The organism is Thalassolituus sp. UBA2009 (assembly GCF_002335285.1).
GTDB classification, from domain to species: domain Bacteria; phylum Pseudomonadota; class Gammaproteobacteria; order Pseudomonadales; family Oceanobacteraceae; genus Venatoribacter; species Venatoribacter alkanivorans.
This window is the reverse complement of the sequence record NZ_DDCJ01000135.1, coordinates 1-17,563: the sequence shown is the minus strand read 5'-3', so window position 1 is coordinate 17,563 and position 17,563 is coordinate 1. Positions and strand designations below refer to the sequence as shown.

At 46.6% G+C, this 17,563-nt stretch carries 10 protein-coding genes; 1 reads left to right on the top strand and 9 read right to left on the bottom strand.

The genetic code is table 11. The features are described from left to right. Nucleotides 1-16: 16 nt before the first annotated feature. The gene (locus tag B3P58_RS15950) at nucleotides 17-994 is read right to left on the bottom strand and encodes a LysR family transcriptional regulator (RefSeq protein ID WP_145469138.1); all 978 of its coding nucleotides are present in this window, start codon (nucleotides 992-994) and stop codon (nucleotides 17-19) included. Nucleotides 995-1,353: 359 nt separating this feature from the next. Here B3P58_RS15950 and B3P58_RS15945 point away from each other — a divergent pair, with 359 nt between their 5' ends. Next, on the top strand, nucleotides 1,354-1,809 hold the full coding sequence (locus B3P58_RS15945) for a leucine-rich repeat domain-containing protein (protein ID WP_286718997.1): 456 nt from the start codon (nucleotides 1,354-1,356) through the stop codon (nucleotides 1,807-1,809). A gap of 521 nt (nucleotides 1,810-2,330) precedes the next feature. On the opposite strand, the gene B3P58_RS15940 is transcribed toward B3P58_RS15945, so the two are convergent. The 8 genes from B3P58_RS15940 to B3P58_RS15905 all read right to left on the bottom strand — a co-directional run. Continuing rightward, nucleotides 2,331-3,479, bottom strand: a complete 1,149-nt coding sequence (locus tag B3P58_RS15940; RefSeq protein ID WP_286718995.1) for a hypothetical protein — start codon at nucleotides 3,477-3,479, stop codon at nucleotides 2,331-2,333. A 7-nt stretch (nucleotides 3,480-3,486) separates the two neighbouring features. Then, entirely contained in the window at nucleotides 3,487-3,957 is a 471-nt protein-coding gene (locus B3P58_RS15935) for a hypothetical protein (protein WP_286718994.1), read from the bottom strand. Between the two features lies 1 nt (nucleotide 3,958). Beyond that, nucleotides 3,959-5,395, bottom strand: a complete 1,437-nt coding sequence (locus B3P58_RS15930) for a hypothetical protein (RefSeq protein WP_286718992.1) — start codon at nucleotides 5,393-5,395, stop codon at nucleotides 3,959-3,961. Between the two features lie 2 nt (nucleotides 5,396-5,397). Beyond that, nucleotides 5,398-12,141: a lectin-like protein gene (locus B3P58_RS15925; RefSeq protein WP_286718990.1), complete on the bottom strand. Its 6,744-nt coding sequence runs from the start codon at nucleotides 12,139-12,141 to the stop codon at nucleotides 5,398-5,400. Between the two features lie 86 nt (nucleotides 12,142-12,227). Then, the gene (locus B3P58_RS15920) at nucleotides 12,228-13,763 is read right to left on the bottom strand and encodes a C-type lectin domain-containing protein (RefSeq protein WP_286718988.1); all 1,536 of its coding nucleotides are present in this window, start codon (nucleotides 13,761-13,763) and stop codon (nucleotides 12,228-12,230) included. Nucleotides 13,764-13,776: 13 nt separating this feature from the next. Further along, nucleotides 13,777-15,240 (bottom strand): DUF6160 family protein, encoded by a 1,464-nt coding sequence (locus B3P58_RS15915; RefSeq protein WP_286718986.1) that lies wholly within the window; start codon nucleotides 15,238-15,240, stop codon nucleotides 13,777-13,779. A 1-nt stretch (nucleotide 15,241) separates the two neighbouring features. Beyond that, nucleotides 15,242-16,372 (bottom strand): DUF6160 family protein, encoded by a 1,131-nt coding sequence (locus tag B3P58_RS15910; protein ID WP_145469131.1) that lies wholly within the window; start codon nucleotides 16,370-16,372, stop codon nucleotides 15,242-15,244. Nucleotides 16,373-16,716: 344 nt separating this feature from the next. Next, on the bottom strand, nucleotides 16,717-17,563 hold an 847-nt coding region (locus B3P58_RS15905; RefSeq protein WP_286718983.1), incomplete at its 5' end, for a DUF2333 family protein.

Below are 17,563 nucleotides of genomic sequence, written 5' to 3'. Positions count from 1 at the left end.
ACTAATTAAACAGGCCCTAGGATTTACGCTCTTCGTTACGCAGCAATCTGGCGAAAGCCGTTATCTGCTCTTCAGTGGTTGGCAAGGCATCAAGAACCTTTTCCAGACGCTCTGCTTCGGCCACCATAAAATCAATAAACACCCGGACTTTGCGTGGCAGGTACTGGCGTGATGGATAGGCCAGAGATATTGGCTGCGGCCGCAGGCTCCAGTCGGTAAACAGCGGTACCAGCTGACCATTAAGAAACTGCTCTCCAGCCAGCAGGTAATGCACATCACCAATGCCAGCGCCCTGCACAAGACTCCCCAGACCAGCAACCACCGAGTTTGTTGAGATTGTCGGCTCAACTTTAACTTCCACAACCTCACCGGTTTCATTATGCGTCAGTTCATAGCTTTGCGGCTGGCTGCCCTCGCCGATTTTTACACAACGCATCTGCGTCAGATCATTGGGATGTAAAGGCCGCCCGACACGTGCCAGGTACGAAGGCGCGGCACAGAGTACAGAATCGGATTCTGCCAGCGTACGGGCAATCAGCGACGAATCGGGCAGATCGCCCAGATATACCCCCAAATCAAAGCCTTCCTGAATCAGGTTGACCGGACGGTCGGTATGAATCACTTCCAGCCGGACATCCGGATACTGAGCCTGATAACGGGCAAAGTAATGACCCATAACGCCACTGCCAGCCATCATTGGCACAGCAATACGCAATAAACCCTGTGGGTTCCCCTCGCGGTCAGAAATCATCTCATGAGCTTCGATGATTTCATGTACCAGATGCCGGCAACGACTGTAATAGGCGCTGCCGACTTCCGTCATACTAAGCTGACGCGTAGTACGCTGCAGTAAGCGTGCGCCAAGGTTTGCCTCAAGGTCGGCAACCATACGGCTGACGCGTGATTTGGGCATTCCCAGCGCCTTCCCGGCGGCAGTAAAGCTGCCTTCATCCACCACACGGATAAACACAGTCAGTTGATTCAGATCCAGCATGTGGATATTACGCTCCCTTTACATCGAATACCGGCTCTGGTGTCGCCAGAGCGGATAATTTTACTTATAAATCAATGAGCTACAAAATCGGCCGTTTTTCATACGAATCTAGAGTGTCTCTGGTCACTGTGGTACGATGGTATCCATTAAAAAAATAATAAAACAGGCTTACCATGAATACGTCCTGGACCCGATCAGCACTGGCTGCAGCACTCAGCACCCTACTCGCCGCATGTAATGGCGGGGGTGGTAGTGGCAGCAGCTACAGCGGCACCGATTCAAACACACCTGACACAAATAAGCAGCCGCCCGCTGTTGCCCTGACTCCGGTAGATTTTAATCGTCTGGCTGACAGTGCCTTGCATAGCTGTATTGCAGATACAGGGATTGAATATCAGGAACAGCTGCAAATACTGGAGTGTGCGGACAAGAATATCCAACAACTCAACGGGCTCGAACAGTTTAAAAATCTGCGTGTTTTGAATATCCGCATGAATGAAGTCGCTGACATTACGCCACTTACCAGCCTTAGCTCCATGAGCTATCTGGATGTCAGCCATAATAAACTTAGTGACATCAGTCAGTTAGATGCACTACACCAGCTGAACACATTAGTTGCCGGTAATAACGAAATTCATTCGGTTGATGTTATAAGCCAAATGCCCAAACTAACCCGCCTTTATATAAACCATAATAAAGTGGCAAGCCTTGAGCCACTGGTAAGTACAACGGCTATCCGTCATCTGGCAGCGGAGGATAATCCTGCACCAATGCCATCTTTATTACCGGTCTCACTGCAAACGTTCAGCATCTGATGCTGGAACAATGATCAAAATAAGCCGGCAATTGCCGGCTTTTTTACGCTGAGCCTTTCAATGTGAAAAGCCATCTACGCCCAGGGCTCCCGTTCATATCAGGGTCAAATTATCCCTACGTAAACCAGCTAGTTTTTCGGCTCTCGACCCAAAGGCCAAAGTAATTTACCTATATTACTTCAGAAGTTAGCACACAATTAACACAAGCCTCAATAAGTACTTCCCTTTATCAGTTAGAACGATATATATCTGAGCATAGAGAGAGTTGAGTATTATAAATGCACTGTCTACACAATTTGATCTATTTCACAACAGGCCGAATAGAAAATACAGTATCTGATAATCCATTTAAAAAGGATGATTCAGAAAGACTTTCAGCCTGAGGATATTCTTTGCTATAAGAAAATGCTTTTCCTGAAAGGTCTAGTGAAGCAGGAAAATTTTCAAAATTGAGAAAAAGATGCGCACAACAACACTTTCTGCTGATGTTGTGCGCTGCTTCCATTAATAACATAGGAAACTTAGTGATTTCTGTATGTTTGTGACCACTTAGGCAAGTTATTCACATTACCATAATTCTCACTACCGCTATACAGATCATACTTAGGATGACCTGGAAAATAGTTATTCGGGTGATCGCCAGCCCTTGTGTTAGCAATAAGACCACCATCTCCACCCATATTGAGCCAGAATCCTGGCTCCGTTACCTCCGGAGAAAAACCACCTACACTGCTCCACTGGATAGAGCGGGTTCCGACACTGAAAAAGAATGCTCCTGTATGTTCCAGATAATTAGACTGTACGGGGAATAACTGAGCTTCTTTCGACATATTGACCAGACTTTGCGGATCGGTAATCAAAAGAGAAGCCAAACCAGACACATCAAAGATGGTCAGATTGTTCGCATCAAGCCAGCCAATAGTTCGCACTCCCCCCAGGAAAGCTTCCAGTTTAACCTGTCCAAGGAAACCAGTATCCGCAGTAATTGTCGGACGAATAAAGCCAGAAATAACATCAATAATATTACCCTGGTAACCAAATGCATCTTCAGCCCCCATTCGAAAACCGACCAGTTTTCTTACTCCGGATGACTCATCAAAAGCGAACTCAAAGTAAGGATTTTCCTGCACAAAAGGCAGCATTTCATAAACACCATTTTCATTCCGAATCTGACCCATTGTAACGTCACGCAATTTCACATCTACACCGGAGTCTGGTTGGTAACCGCCTGGGTATTCAAAGAAACTGGCCCCCCCGGTTGTGTGAGTCAGACTTGATGACTTGTATGAATTCGCATCAAGACCCACTGAGCCGCAAGGTTTCGCGGTGCATGCCCAGTCGATATTATCGTTGTAATCAACAGGAACAACATTGTTATAACAAATCTTATTGTTGTCCGGGCCACCGCTACAGTTAGTTCCTTCCGGGCGCCAGTAACGCCCGAGGGATATTTCCTCGACGTTGGCATTAATTTCTATTCGTGCTCCCATCGTCAGTCTTAACAGGCTTAAAGCCGATCCATCGGCCTGGGAAACCTGCTGGTCTGTAACCTCAAAAATAGCCTGTCCATATGTCTCGGAAAGTGTTGCCTCATCCATAGGCTTCATTGCTGCATATGAACACAAGGTGTGTAACATTGTACTCAGCAGCAGAATTTTTATTATTTTCATATTCCACCTATTTAGTTGCAAATATGCTCATAGTCGTAGCTGTAGGAAATTGCAGAACTCCGTCAATTTCCATACCCATCAGGAAGCGATGACCTGAACCAGCATCTACTTCTCTTCCTGCTCCGACATAGATCCCGTCCGTTTTCAAATTGTCGAATACCATTTCCTCCGGCAGAGTCCACTGTAAAGCACCAGTGTTTTTTGATGGGCCAAAATCCCCAACAAGATCCAGCTTAAGTCCTTTTATCTCCATTGCTCCAGTAAGGTTATCAACAACAAACCAGTATTCCTGAGAATCAAGATATTCAGCATCTTTATTGGTGTAGCTTATCCGGCTACCTTCATCGAATTCAAAGCGCGCACTTAGCGTAATCCCTGACTGACCACTAGTGCTTTCCATTTCATCTTCAGTCAACTCATTCATTTCTGACCAGGAAATGACAGGAATCAACAAAAAAATAAGAGCAAAAATTCGCATATCAAAGATCCTGTGTCGTAATAATCATACGCTGGATTTCAATCCCTTTTATTTCAATAACATTCTGATTAGGAATCAGAGGAATCTCATTCAAGGGATTATTCTTATTATATAAATCGACCTGCTCGTTATAGATAACGGTCTTAGGAACAAAGGCACGATGAATAACATCTGGCACTGTTGCTATAATATTCCCACTGGCATCGCGCAAGTAGATATCTTCCCGTCCGGTAATAACTTCTTCATCATTCGGATCACCAAAAGATAGTGACTGAACATAAATATTTCCCTGAGGAGCTTGCTGAACTTCTTTTGGTAACGCTGCGATTTCAATACGAAGCTGTGTACTGGCTGGAAGATACGTCGGATTCTTCCATGTTCCACGCTGGATCTGAGAGTATTGTACAGTGCTGATTGTCATTGGCTGATCAACACTTCCCATTGGCAGATACATATCAACATCACGCAACTCCAGGATACTCGCTTTTGCAGCTTCCTGAGTGACAGGATCACTGACCCGTGGGTCTGCAGAAATACGGATAACATCAGCTCGCAAGCCTGTTGTCATCGCCATTGCCAGACCATAATCAGCCTGAACAGGCGCACTGTTATTCCTGTATTTATTAATTTCTGTTTGCCCGAGCACTTCGTTCTGACGGCTGTGAGACCAAATGTATGAGCTAGTCCCATAGAGACGCGCCCCTTCAACATCGACGAAAGCAATAAACTGGTCGTCGGTATTCATATTTACATTTGCACTGGTAATGGCATCCAAACGGAAATGCAGGTCAAATTTATCAGTAGCCTGATCTAAACGTGCATCTTGTCCGGCAAGATATCCCTCATACTGCGTGGTTAACTCTTCAAGGTTGCCTAGCGGAACATTTGGTGTTCCGCTGAAGAAACCATTAGGAAGCCCCCGATAGTATGATAAAGAACCGACATTCGATGGGGCATTAAACCGTTTTCCAGAATATGAATAAAAATTCCGGTTAAGCTGGCTAACATCCGCCGCCGGAAATCCTGTATACAAAGCGACATGGGTGCGGTTTTCATCAACGTAGGTTCCATCCCCCTCAGGATCAATAGAACTTATGTAGCTCTCACTGATTTCCCTCAAATCTCCAACAAAAAACGGATCATCGTAGGTACCGAAAAAGCCACCGCTGTCAGCCTGACCAGGTGTCGCACCGGAGCGATAAAAACGCAGCTCACTGAAAATAAGCGTTTCCGGGCCATTTTCTGTCAGTTTATAACGAATCTGAAAATCATCCGGATCACCATAATTACCAGAGTGAATCACGACATTATCGAAGGTAGCGCCGATGCCTTCGCCTGTAATTTCTCCTAACTGAGATTCATCCATAGGTTGCATAGCCGATACCATCGGAGATAGCAAAGTAATCACAAATAAGACTATCTGATAATTATTCTTCATAATCAAAATTCCAGAGGAGCAGACCAGCTCCAAGTTCTGTGAGCTGCAATGCAACCACCTGGATTACTCGTTTGTGACAAATTGTCACTCCACAACACGCCACATACAGCATTACTTCCAACATTCAACTGATTAAAGCCACTGACGGTAGGGAATGTCACGTTGGTATTACTGGTATTTGAGCAATCTACGATCGCTACCCCACTACCGCTTTGTTGGAAGCAGATATTACTTGCGGAATCCAGTAAAGACTGACGATTGATCAAGCGATTATAACTTTGGTTCCATGTCCAGAAATTCGCCGGATAACCACAGGAGGATGTTTTTCCCGAACGATTTAAACATTTTCCATTGTTATACAACTGACGGTAATACGGCTGGGCTGCAATAGGAATGGAACGTTGGTAAAGTTCGGGCCAGGTTACCCCATCTCCTCCTTCCAAAGTCAATTCTAAAGTAAATTGAGTCGGATCCAGAACAAAAGGAATGCGCATAGAGCCAGTAATGGTCAGGCTATCATCCGGACTCTGCAGTCCGTCACCATACTCAACTTCTCCATTGCCTGCACTACCGTTGACGGTAAATAGACCTGTATCTCCACCAAGAAAGTCTGCAGTGTCCGTTTGGTTATTTACACCATCAAACCAAGTCGCAGGAGCAGTCCCTGCAGCATTTAACAAACGCCAGCTATAACGAATTTTTGTGTAATCAATATCAAGTGTATTCTTAGCAGGTAGCGTAAATGACCAATTAATTACCTTCCTGTTAGGTGAGTGCTGCTCCAAAGCCACCAGATAAGTTGGCATGGAAGCATCTACTCCTGGCTGATATTCGCGAATGTCTCCACCATCCGTAAGCTTGATACTGTAATTGTTTTGGATACTGTCCTTTGTATTCAGTACCGTAACAAGATCATCGGTTTGGTTGATTGTATTGTCTTTATTGGCATTACTCAGCACCCCCATTCCAACAACTCTTGGTGTTGTTGGGTTTTTCAACATTAACCTCAAGCCAACGCTTGCGGTTGGATCTAAAGTATCTATGGACTTAAACGCCAACTGACGAGAATTATTCGCATCAGCAATGCTGTAACTGATAGTACCCGTTTGTGCAGCTCCTCCTACAAAGTCAACATAATCTGAATCTGATTTCCCTATCGGCTTTCCTTCAACACTTAATTCATAATCAAAACTGAATACCGTATTGAGGTTACCACCACGCAGAATATTAAATATAACATCATCGCCTTCATCAACCGAACCAACTACTGATGACAAAGTCACTAATGCAGGGCTTGTAACATCCACAATTGTAAGCGCGGCATTACCCGAAACAATATTCTCAGAGTCAGCAGGGATTAGCGACAAAGATGCAATCTCATCATTTTCCTGAACATCATCATTCACAATAGTAAAAGTAATTAACTGATTTTCAGTTGCAGCACTTGCTGGTTCAGAAGGCGTTATTGCTGGCCAGTTAAGCTGAGCAGTAAAGCCATAATCTGTAGGTGATGCAGGAGAGGCAATAACATTAACAGTTGCCGTTGGTGCATAAATACTTGTATTGGTCCGGGTAACAATAACCTCACATGTCAGCTCTGCAGCGCTAGGTTTCAGCTCATCAGGGACAGTTACACCAGTATTTGGTTCTTTACAGCTAAAGCTGCTCGCAGCAAATGAAAAGTCTCCTGGGGCATAATCACGAATAATCAGCACCGCATTATTTTGAGCTGTCAAAATAGGATCTGTTGGTGCCGTATAAGTCAGGCCTGTCAGGGCAACGGATAACGACTTATCAGCAGTACCCACCTCTGGATTTACAGCAACTTGTAGATTAATGCATTTATCAGCACCATCACCATCAGCAAAGATGACATTGCCGCTACTGCCTGCCGGAGTTATATCTCCTGCTACATATTGATAATCAACGCCAGCGATCGCATCACCACTGATTTCATAGCTGACTGTTACTTCACCATCGGAACCCGACTCACGTCGGATACAGAAACTCTGAACAGCATTATTATTTTCCAGAACAACATGTGGGTCTGGACCAATCAACGAAAAATTTCCATAAGGATTTGGCGTCAGATCAGTAAGACGCAATGCAAAATTCGCCGGTGTACCGGTGTTCGCACTACCGGTATCACTGATTTTCAGGCGGGCAATTTCGGTACCCTCTCGCAGGTTATCATCGTCATTATCCAATGTAATGACGAAGCTTTGTTGACCTCGGGTATTGGCAGGCCAGCTGACCGCTAAACCTGTGCCTTGGATATAACTGGCAGGGAAAGCAAAATCTGCTGCATTAACTGCTGTTATCATATCAGCCTGAGTACCACGCGTAGCAGTGCTATTAGTACTATCGACGTCTACATAAACAGTTAACGGTTCTTTACTGCCACGGGTACGCTCCAATGCGATAGTGACAGTATTTCCCGGTATTGTTGTGAACTCGTCAGTAATGGTACCAGCATCAACAAACTGAACCTGCCCCATTGGCGGCTCAGGCAATATATTAGCTCTCTCCGTTGCATTCAGTGCCCGATTAAAGACTTGTAAGTCATCAAGCAGTCCAAAGAAAGAGGATGCATGTCCCGGAACTTTACCGACATAAAGATTGCCGGTGTTAGCAACTGCGGTTTCCCCGCCAGTATAGGTATAACTCGCCGCGAGTTCTTCATCGATGTAAACACGGAACCCCGTAGCATCCTTAACGTAAATCAGATTCAGCCACTGCTGGAAAGGAATATCTGCAACGTTAGCTGCACGATTGTTGTCAGCGCTTGTTGAGTTAGTTGCATGCAAAGAAGCAGCATCCGGATACATAAAGAGTGCAGGCTGACGTTCGAGATCACCATCACCTTTCTGCAGAATACCACCAGCAACGGCGCTTTCAACACTGATACGGAAAGCAACCGTATATGCATCTTCCGGAAGTACCAACCCATTAACACTGTCGGCTGCCAGGCCAGGTATTACCATGCTTCGTGTGTTTTCAAGCATAAGAGCGCCGTTAACGACATCTGGCATAGGATATGCCACCGTATTAAGGGCGTGATGATCATTGCCCGAAATATCATTTTGCGGCTGTGATGAATTACTAAAGTCGTAGTGTGCGAGAATAGGTGCTTTTACCCGAACATTGACAAAAGCTTCTGCCACCGCCGGACTGGCCGTACCAGGAGGAATATCCGTCGCAGTTACTTTAAAGGTCAGAATACGGTCTTTCTGCAATAAAGCCGGCGTTGAATAATTGGCGACAACCGTTGCCGTGCCATTGGCCCCCAAAGTCACAACACTGCTGCCCACCGTAATATCATTGTGAGTGCTTGCCGGGTTGTCAAAATCTGTATTGCTGATCAACTCCCAGCTGGCCGACGCTACACCAACCTCCTCATCATCAGCCAGCGATGCATGCAACTGAATATTATTAACCTGTTCATTAACCAGTTGTGCTGTCTGAGTCAGATCAATGGATACGGCAAAGTTGGTTTCCGCACCATTAATCTGCCATTCACCTTCCTCAATCCGGTCGTGGGCATTAATCCAGACTTGCTCAAGACCTGCTAATTCCAGGGCAAGTTTTAATTTTGCATTGTCTACAGCATTTGTAGGCGCTGAAAAATGCCAGTCAGTACCCTGGGCCTGGCAGGCAGTAAAGCCTTCGGACCAGCGCAAGTCAGTCGTTGGTGCGCTGTTTACAACACGCCATTCATAGCCGTTTGTGCATGAAAATCCACGGGATACTGGTGTGCCAGATAAATACTTACAGCTATCCGAATGCCAGGTTCCGCTCCCTGTTGTCACACGATCAAAATAACCGCAGTCATTATTCTGATCGAGCAAGGAGCTTACAGCCCAATCACCATAAACCTGATACGGGCGCCAGCTACCTTCGACTTCCTGATCACTCAGGTTCAGCCAGACATCTTTATTCGCCGCAATAACAATGGCCTGCAGAGTATTCTGATCCATCGTTGCAGAGTGGTTGCCGTAGCCATTTGGCGAAATAAATTCACTACCCGGATATTCCAGAGCGCAGGCAGAAAAACCGTGCGACCAAATACCTTCTTCCGTTGTCAGGTACCATTCAATATTAGCACCGTTCACTTTGCGACAGGCGAATGGAGCAGTCTCTGTAAAACATTTGGCCGCATACCATTCACCCGTACTGTTTATACGTGCGCAATCACGGTTACCTGTATTGGACGGCTCATTTTCAGCCCACCAAGCATAACGTAAGCGATTAGATATCCACTGAGATTCGAGTCCTGTATCTGAAAGATTTACCCAGACCTTTTCTCCACCACTGATCTGGTTGATCAGAGCATTCATTTCATCTGGGGTTCGGGGTACAGCAAACATTCTTCCAGCCAGGGAATTATCACAGGCAGAAAAACCATCTCTCCACTGACCACTCAGTCCTGTCACTGTCCAGTTGCCATCAAAACACGCATATGGATGAGCTTCAGAACAGGGGACATCTGTCCAATTACCACTGCCATCCACGACGGCACAATCTGAGTTATTGTAATTATCAAATACAGGCTTTTGCCAAACGCCAAGCTTCAGCCGATTAGCAAACCAACGGTTATTTTTGGAGGTGATATTGCTCACATAATAATAATTGAGCCAAGTACTCTTCACCTGAGCATTAGTCGATCGAATTGTAGCATCCAGCGCCAGTTCTTCAGCTGCAGTTACCGGTGCAGAGAAGTAGTACTGCTGGCCAAACTGATCTTTACACATGCGATCGCCACGTTCGTAAGACCAGTAATCTTCACCAACCTGAGGAACTACCTGAAGTGAACCATTAACCAATGTACCTTTGGACGTCGCAATCTTCCAACTGGCACCATCGAAGCAGGCATAATGTGCAGCATTAGCTGTGCAATTTGCGGTATACCAAGGGTTATTCTGCCCGGCCGAAACAGTCGATTTATAGACACAAACATTCTGCGGTTCTTCTCCCGGATAAGGATTCAGCCAGTTAACAAATGGCAGGTTTTTACGGAAAAGCGAACCGGTTCCAGCTGCACCAATATCCTCATCTCCACCATCCGTCATATTCAACCAAACGCGAGAAATAGCAGATAACCGCTCTTTTTCGGCCTGAAGACGAGCAAAATCAATCTGAATCGCATCATTCTTGTTAAGAGGTGCGGCAAATACAAAAGCGGCACCATACTCTTTAAAACACTGTTTATGGCCATCAGCAAGATTCTGAATGCGCCCCTGTCCTTTGGTTACTTTCCAGATATAGCCATCAGTACAGGCCCAAGGGTATTCATTTGCCCCAGAGCAACTGGTATCCGACCAATACCCACTATCAGCCTGGTACACACAATCTTCGCCTTTAATCATTGCAGTTTCAGAAACTGCATCAATTCCGCCGTTATCGGGTTCACCAGGAGCCCAGTTAGGATATTGATCAATCGCAGCTGCATTTAATACCCAACTACCTTCACGCATAGCATCAGTGGCATTCATCCAGACTTGAGCTTCGGCTCCCATCGCATTTTTAGCTAAAATATTCTCGTTATACGTTGTCGGAGCTGCGAAATACCAGCCGGCCCCCAAAGCAGAGCAAGCTGAAAATGCCAGAGAGAAATCATGAAGGTCACCAGACACCGCAGAAATAGCCCAGTTATCTCCATTACGGCACAGGTATTTGAAGTCGGAAGCTGTATCACAGTATTCATCTGACCAGGAAGCATCTGTACTGCTCAACGTCGCACAGTTCGCTTTAACACCACCATTTGGCTCACTTCCAGACCAGATAGGAAGAATAGTAGAAGGCTTATTCCATTCCCATTTACTGAAACTGCTTAACCGGTTGCCATTGATCCAGAAATCTCCGCCATAACCTTCAAGTTTTGCGTAGTACTGCAATAATGCTGATTCATCCAGGGAACGCGGTGCAATGAAGAGGTACCCCTTAGCAAGCTCTGAACATGCTTTCTGGCCATTGCTGAAATCATTCAGAGTGACGGTTTCATCCGTAAAATACCAGCGTCCACCACTGGTACAGGCAACAGGTAATGCAATAGAACAATCACGGGCGCTCCAGCGAGAGCTCTCTGCAGATGCTGAAACACAACGCTCACTTGTATTTAACGTTGGCTGGCCACTATCCCAATTATTAATATCCTGGTTCAGCAGCCAGGTTCCTTCACTCTGCAGATCACTTGCATTGATATAAACATTACTTACACCGGCGTTTATCATTGCAGATATCAGATCATTCTTCTGACTTAATGTAACCGGTGCATAAAATTTATAAGGACCTCCAAATGTCTGTTCGCAAATAACAGACATCGCTTCGGGAGTTGAAAAATCGTAACTCGTCGATGTGATATTCCAGGAACCGTTAGCACTACCTTCAGGATTAAAACAAGCAAGTGGCAGGACAGAAGAACAGCTCAGATCATTCCACAGGCCACTGGCTTGCTGAACGGCACAATTTTCTCCGGCACCGGCGTTATTAGGCTCTCCTGCATTCCAGAAAGGGGCCAATACATCCACACCGATATTCAGGATAAAAGCTTTTTCACGGCGACGGTCATTCATATTGATCCAGACATCGCCAGCCCCTGCATTTGCAGCCACTGTGCGCAAATCCTGAGTTTGCGCATACGACATTGGCGCAGCAAAGCGGTAATTTCCTACAGAGCCATTAGCATCCGGAATCGTGCTGCAAGCGGCATTAGCTGTATCTACCAGCTGATATTCATTTAATGACACCTTCTGTGTTTTCCATGTCTAGCCCGATTGATGCACTGGAAATGGCCCAGTCATAGCCATTAAAGCAGGCAACCCTTTTTAATTTATTAGCACTTATCGTCATCCCAGCGTGCATTACTGCTGTAAAGCTGGACACAGTCTCCTGAATCATTCGGTTCCCGTGGGCTGAAATAAGCTTTTGCGGCACGGTTGGCTCTGGATGCTTCATCCATATAAATGGTGACGTTATCAGAGTACCTCTGCCAGCTTGAGTATGGGCTATCATCAGGCTGACCAACCCAGTTCGTACCTTCCTCAATAAGGTCATACCATACGACACTCGCCAGATCACCACCACTGACATTCGGACTATCATAGCCGTCATTCCATAACCAGAAGCTGCTGTCCTGAATGTATTTTAAATTCAGCCACAAAGGCCCTGTGTCAGAGGACGGACGGGCACTGTTAAGCCTGGATACCAAGGAGCGTTCATGTTCAGTACGTGGAGCTGCCAGAAAATAGCTCTGATACCCATCCCCCCGGCTACAGGCTTCCAGTGCCTGATTACTGAATTGATGCTCTACAGCACGGATAATCCAGTTTTTTCCGTCTGAACATAGGAGTTTTCCTCTGTTATCACAATCAACGGTAATCCACTTGCCATCACTTTTCTGGATCTGAGTACAAATACCCGCAGAGGCATCAGGTTGTCCAGCAGCCCAATCAAACAAGCCGTGATTCAGCATCCAATAACCTTCAATGCCGTTATCGCGCGCATTAATCCAGGCAGAAGAAATTCCGGCAGAAGACAGCGCGTTGCTCAGCGCAGTGTTATCAGAAGAAGTACGGGGTGCAGCAAACTGATAAAAAACACCGAAACTTTGCTGACACACCTGAGTTAATTTTTCGATAGAAGTAAATGCAACCGGAGAGTTTACGATTTGCCAGTTGTCGAGCGTACCGTCAGCACAGGCAACAGCATATGAAGCTGAACAATCAGAAACACTCCAGTTTCCTGCGCCATCAATAATCGCACAATCACTGGCAGCGCCCGAAGGTTCACCCGCCCCCCAAAAAGGAGCAATGGCCGGAGAGTTTTTATTAATTGCCCAGACATTTTCAGTTTTCATGTCCTGAGCATTAATCCAGACACCATTAGTTACATTGGCTGCACTGATGGCAGAGGACAGGGCATTACGTTGCGCAAGCGTAACCGGTGCTGAAAAATAGGTATTAGCAGGACAGGCGTTCTGAGCATTGCTGATGTTTTCAGCTGCATTATTGTCTGCCCCCATGGCAACACTGGCAGAGCTGATCGTCCAGTTAGTGCCATTAAAACATGCAACCCGGCGGCTCTGTTCACAACCAAGATCGTTCCAGCTACCGTTTGCGACCTGTGTCGCACAATCTTCGCTGCTGGAATCATTAGGCTCCCCAGAAGCCCAGAAAGTTACCGTGTCAGCATTGATAATACCGGCCTGTGCACGGGTAATACTGCCACCGTTATAGTCGACAGGTGTTCCTGTATTACGTACCAGGTCATACCAGACAGACGCCTTCGACGAAACGCTTGCTCCCTGAACAGCAACAGCAGTCAGGGCAAACGTCAGCGTGAGAAATAATTTTTTATAATTGTTATTCATATACTACAGGCCCTTACTGGAGCGGTTCTATCCGGAAGTAACTACCCGGTTGCAGCGAAAGATTATTCATAACCAAACGGCCACTCTGCCCTTGCTGAATTAAACCATCGCCGATACGAATGGCATTGATATTGGCATCCATACTCTGATTAAGAATACCGATATGCAGGCCTTTACTGGTCTGGTCGATGGTTTGCGAGACAGAGACATTATTCAGAACAACTTCAGCGGTAAGCGTTGGGTCAGGATCACCGCTGTTTACTGCAGGATCATCTTTAATAGTCAGATCAAAACTGGTTGTCCCTGCGATTGTCAGATCCATTTGCATGCCCTGAGCGCCAGCTCCCGGCAAGGTATAGAGCTGCTGCTCGATACTGCCGCCATTCAGGTTAAGATTCTCGATTGCATATGACCCCATGCTCAGAGATTCATTACTGCCATCTCCGGAGCTCAGAGTCAGCGCACCAATAATCAGATCCAGATCACTGACACCATAAATGGTGGCATCGATACCTGTTGAATAACCGTTATCGGTAAAATCCGTCTGATAGTTAATTTCACCATTAGTGCGCAGCTGGACATTGCGCATATTCAGGCGCTGATCTCCTGTGCGGTAAAACGCACTACCAATATTCAGATCTGCGTTAACAACACCTTTCAGACCATCGACACCAGGCGTGTTATTCGCGGCAATCGTCATATAACCGGTATTAATAGTAATATCGGAATAGCCCACATCGCCAAAGTTATTGGCACCAAAAATGTTATTTCCGGCAGGGTCCAGCAGTGAAATATTTTTGATTTCAAAGCTGCCACTGGTTTCACCAAGCTCCAGTTTTAATTTGTCACTATCGCCGGTCAGAAATAACTCACTACGAAATTCCGATTGTCCGGTTGCAGGCAAAAATACAACATCAGAAGAAAAAGTCAGGCCATCCTCATCAAACTGATAGGTCAGACCACTACCCGCTTCCATCACTGTACGGAAAGCAATTTTAGAGCCGGCAACATCGTTGAGGAGTACAGTCTCCAGGTAACTGTTACCAACAAATTCCCAGACCGAGAAACGCATAGCTCCGAACAGAGTGCGCCCGCTAAGGGATATCTCACCCAACTCCAGATCCAGTGTATTAATATCGCTGCTGCGGATGCTGATGTTACCGCCACTGTCGATATCAATATCTGTACGGATTGTATCGACACCAATCATATTGCCTGCGCCATCAGTTTCGATGGTGCGTAACTTCAGACTGCCGATTTCCAGATAATCTTTACCTTTACCGTCTTTATCGTTTTCAGTAAACCGGATGGTGCCTGTTGTCAGAAAATCACCATTCGGATCCTGTGTAGTCATTTCAATAGTGATACCCGACTGCCCGGATACGGCTGCCATAGACTCATCACCGAGAGGCTGCATCGCCATCACAGGTACAGTTACAGCAACAAAAGAGAGGTACAGCAATTTACGCAGCGCCATATTAATGCCCCTCAACCTGTAAATAACTGTTATTGGTCAGGTTCATCTGAATATCCATCGTGCCGATACTCACCGGATTTACAGCGGCAGCGACCTTATCGCTGCGCTGCAACGTATAATCCTGAACAAGAATATTGGCTGTAACACCGCTGGAAGGGTCAGTATTATCAAAATCAAAAACCAGCCCACGCTGACCATCAACATTCATACGCATGCCTTTGACGCTGAAGTCGCTTAACAAGCTGATATTTGCTGACATTTCAAACACATTCGGGTTGGGGTAAGAACCATCCACTTCACCGGCAATATACACATAATCGAAATTGGAACCCTGCTTCAGTACAGCATCCATCTCCAGACCGATTTCACTGGCGCCACGAGCATTCTTAATCAGCAAATAACCGCCTGGAGTCAGCACAATATTTCGCAGTGCAATACTGTTAAGAACATCGTCGCCAACCCGGGCGTTATAGAAGTTAATGTTACCTCCGGTCGTTGTAGGAAGGCCCATACGCAAGCCTTCGCCAACTAAGTCAAAGGTAATATCCTTAAGGAAAAGACCACCGCCGTTTGCATCATAAGGGTCAGAAAAGTCCACCGTTGTGGTAAAGCGTGCACCTTCATCGTCAATGTAGGTTTCGTAAGACATCGAATTGGGAATATCCAGATCCAGCGTCAGGCCATTACCATCAAAGCCGCCGGCATACAGGTAAGTAACCATAGAATCGCCAGCGCCTATCTGGAAATTGCCCTGCCCAAAACCACCAAGGGAATATTCATTAATGGCAATGGATCCTATTTCCACTTCAACCGGCAGGTCACGGTTGGTGAACACCAGCGCCTTACGGCCACCAACATCTTTTACTTCAAGATCAACCTGAACCGGCCGGTTGGTTTGGGTGTAAACGCGGATTGGCGACATAGAAATACTGCCCACGGTGCCATCTGCACCCAGGCCGTCGTCGTCGATATAAGAAATGGAATCAATACGCGCGTCGTATTCCGACGTATAACGCAACCCCTGAGCCTGACCTGTCACTTCCGACAGCGAGCTTTCATCCAGCGCTTCAAGCGCAAGAGCAGGTGAACCGGCCATCATTGTGGCCAAGATGAGACAGCACTTTGATGCCATCTGACTCTCCCTAATTTTTTATTGTTGTTATACGTACGGACTAGCGGTGATACGAACGTGCAAGATACCAGAACCAAAACAGCCGTTCCACTTATATGCTGGACGATTGTTTTACTTCAAACACGAAAAAATAAGAAAAAAACATTAATATTCAACCACTTAGATAGCAGCTAAACATTATGTAAAGTTCGCAGAAATTGGCCAGATTGCGTCAACCGGAAGCAGTAAGCTCAGGCGTCAGACAGGCAGAAAAAAGCATGGGTTACATGGCGCCAGAAAGTGGCCCGAGGCAACAAATCAGGAGGGGGTTCCGGGCGGATCTGGCCACCCGGAGATCTATAGAATCAGCCCTGCGACAACAGCTCGCGCAAATCCAGAATGGCAGCGTTGGCACGGGAGATATAAGACGCCATTACCAGAGAGTGGTTGGCAAACAGCCCAAAACCGCTGCCATTGAGAATCATCGGTGCCCACAAAGGCTCCTGGGTTGCTTCCAACTCACGGATAATCTGCCGCAGGCTCACCAGTGCATTCTTCTTATCCAGCACGTCACGGAAATCCACTTCAATCGCACGCAGGATATGAGACAGTGCCCAGGCCGTACCGCGCGCTTCATAAAACACATCATCCAGCTGCGTCCATGGGGTTTTCACTTCCTGATCGTAATCCGCCGGCGTTGACTGACTGGCTGCACTATCGCCCGCCAGATCGGTATTCAGACGGCGCTTGCCCACGGAAGCACTCAGGCGCTGCGACAAGCTGCCCAGGCGGGTTTCCACATCAAACAGCCACTGGCGCAGGTTATCGGCACGGGCATAAAACTGTGCCGTCGGTTCTTTCGGATCAGCCAGACGGTGCAGGTAGTTATCCAGCGCTTTCAGGCCGCGTTCGTATTCCGCTTCAGAAGAAGGAACTGCCCAGCTGTTGTTATCAAAGTGCAGCTGCGGTTCCGCCACCGACAGGTCTTTATCTTCAGTAGACTGGCTCTGCGAGCGGCTGAAGTCCTTACGCAGGGCACGGGTAAAGTCACGCACCTGAATCAGCACGCCGTATTCCCAGTTAGGGATATTGTCGAGCCACAAACCCGGCGGGAAAACATCATTACTCAGATAGCCTCCCTGCTTGTTCAGCAGAGCCGCCGTGACTTCCATCAGCGTTGCGGTGGTGGTGAAACCAACCACCGGCTCAACG

Bases quoted from the DNA above. Each gene is read 5' to 3' on its own strand.
- B3P58_RS15935 (WP_286718994.1), bottom strand. From the start codon at position 3,957: ATGCGAATTTTTGCTCTTATTTTTTTGTTGATTCCTGTCATTTCCTGG.
- B3P58_RS15920 (WP_286718988.1), bottom strand. From the start codon at position 13,763: ATGAATAACAATTATAAAAAATTATTTCTCACGCTGACGTTTGCCCTG.
- B3P58_RS15940 (WP_286718995.1), bottom strand. From the start codon at position 3,479: ATGAAAATAATAAAAATTCTGCTGCTGAGTACAATGTTACACACCTTG.
- B3P58_RS15910 (WP_145469131.1), bottom strand. From the start codon at position 16,372: ATGGCATCAAAGTGCTGTCTCATCTTGGCCACAATGATGGCCGGTTCA.
- B3P58_RS15915 (WP_286718986.1), bottom strand. From the start codon at position 15,240: ATGGCGCTGCGTAAATTGCTGTACCTCTCTTTTGTTGCTGTAACTGTA.
- B3P58_RS15930 (WP_286718992.1), bottom strand. From the start codon at position 5,395: ATGAAGAATAATTATCAGATAGTCTTATTTGTGATTACTTTGCTATCT.
- B3P58_RS15950 (WP_145469138.1), bottom strand. From the start codon at position 994: ATGCTGGATCTGAATCAACTGACTGTGTTTATCCGTGTGGTGGATGAA.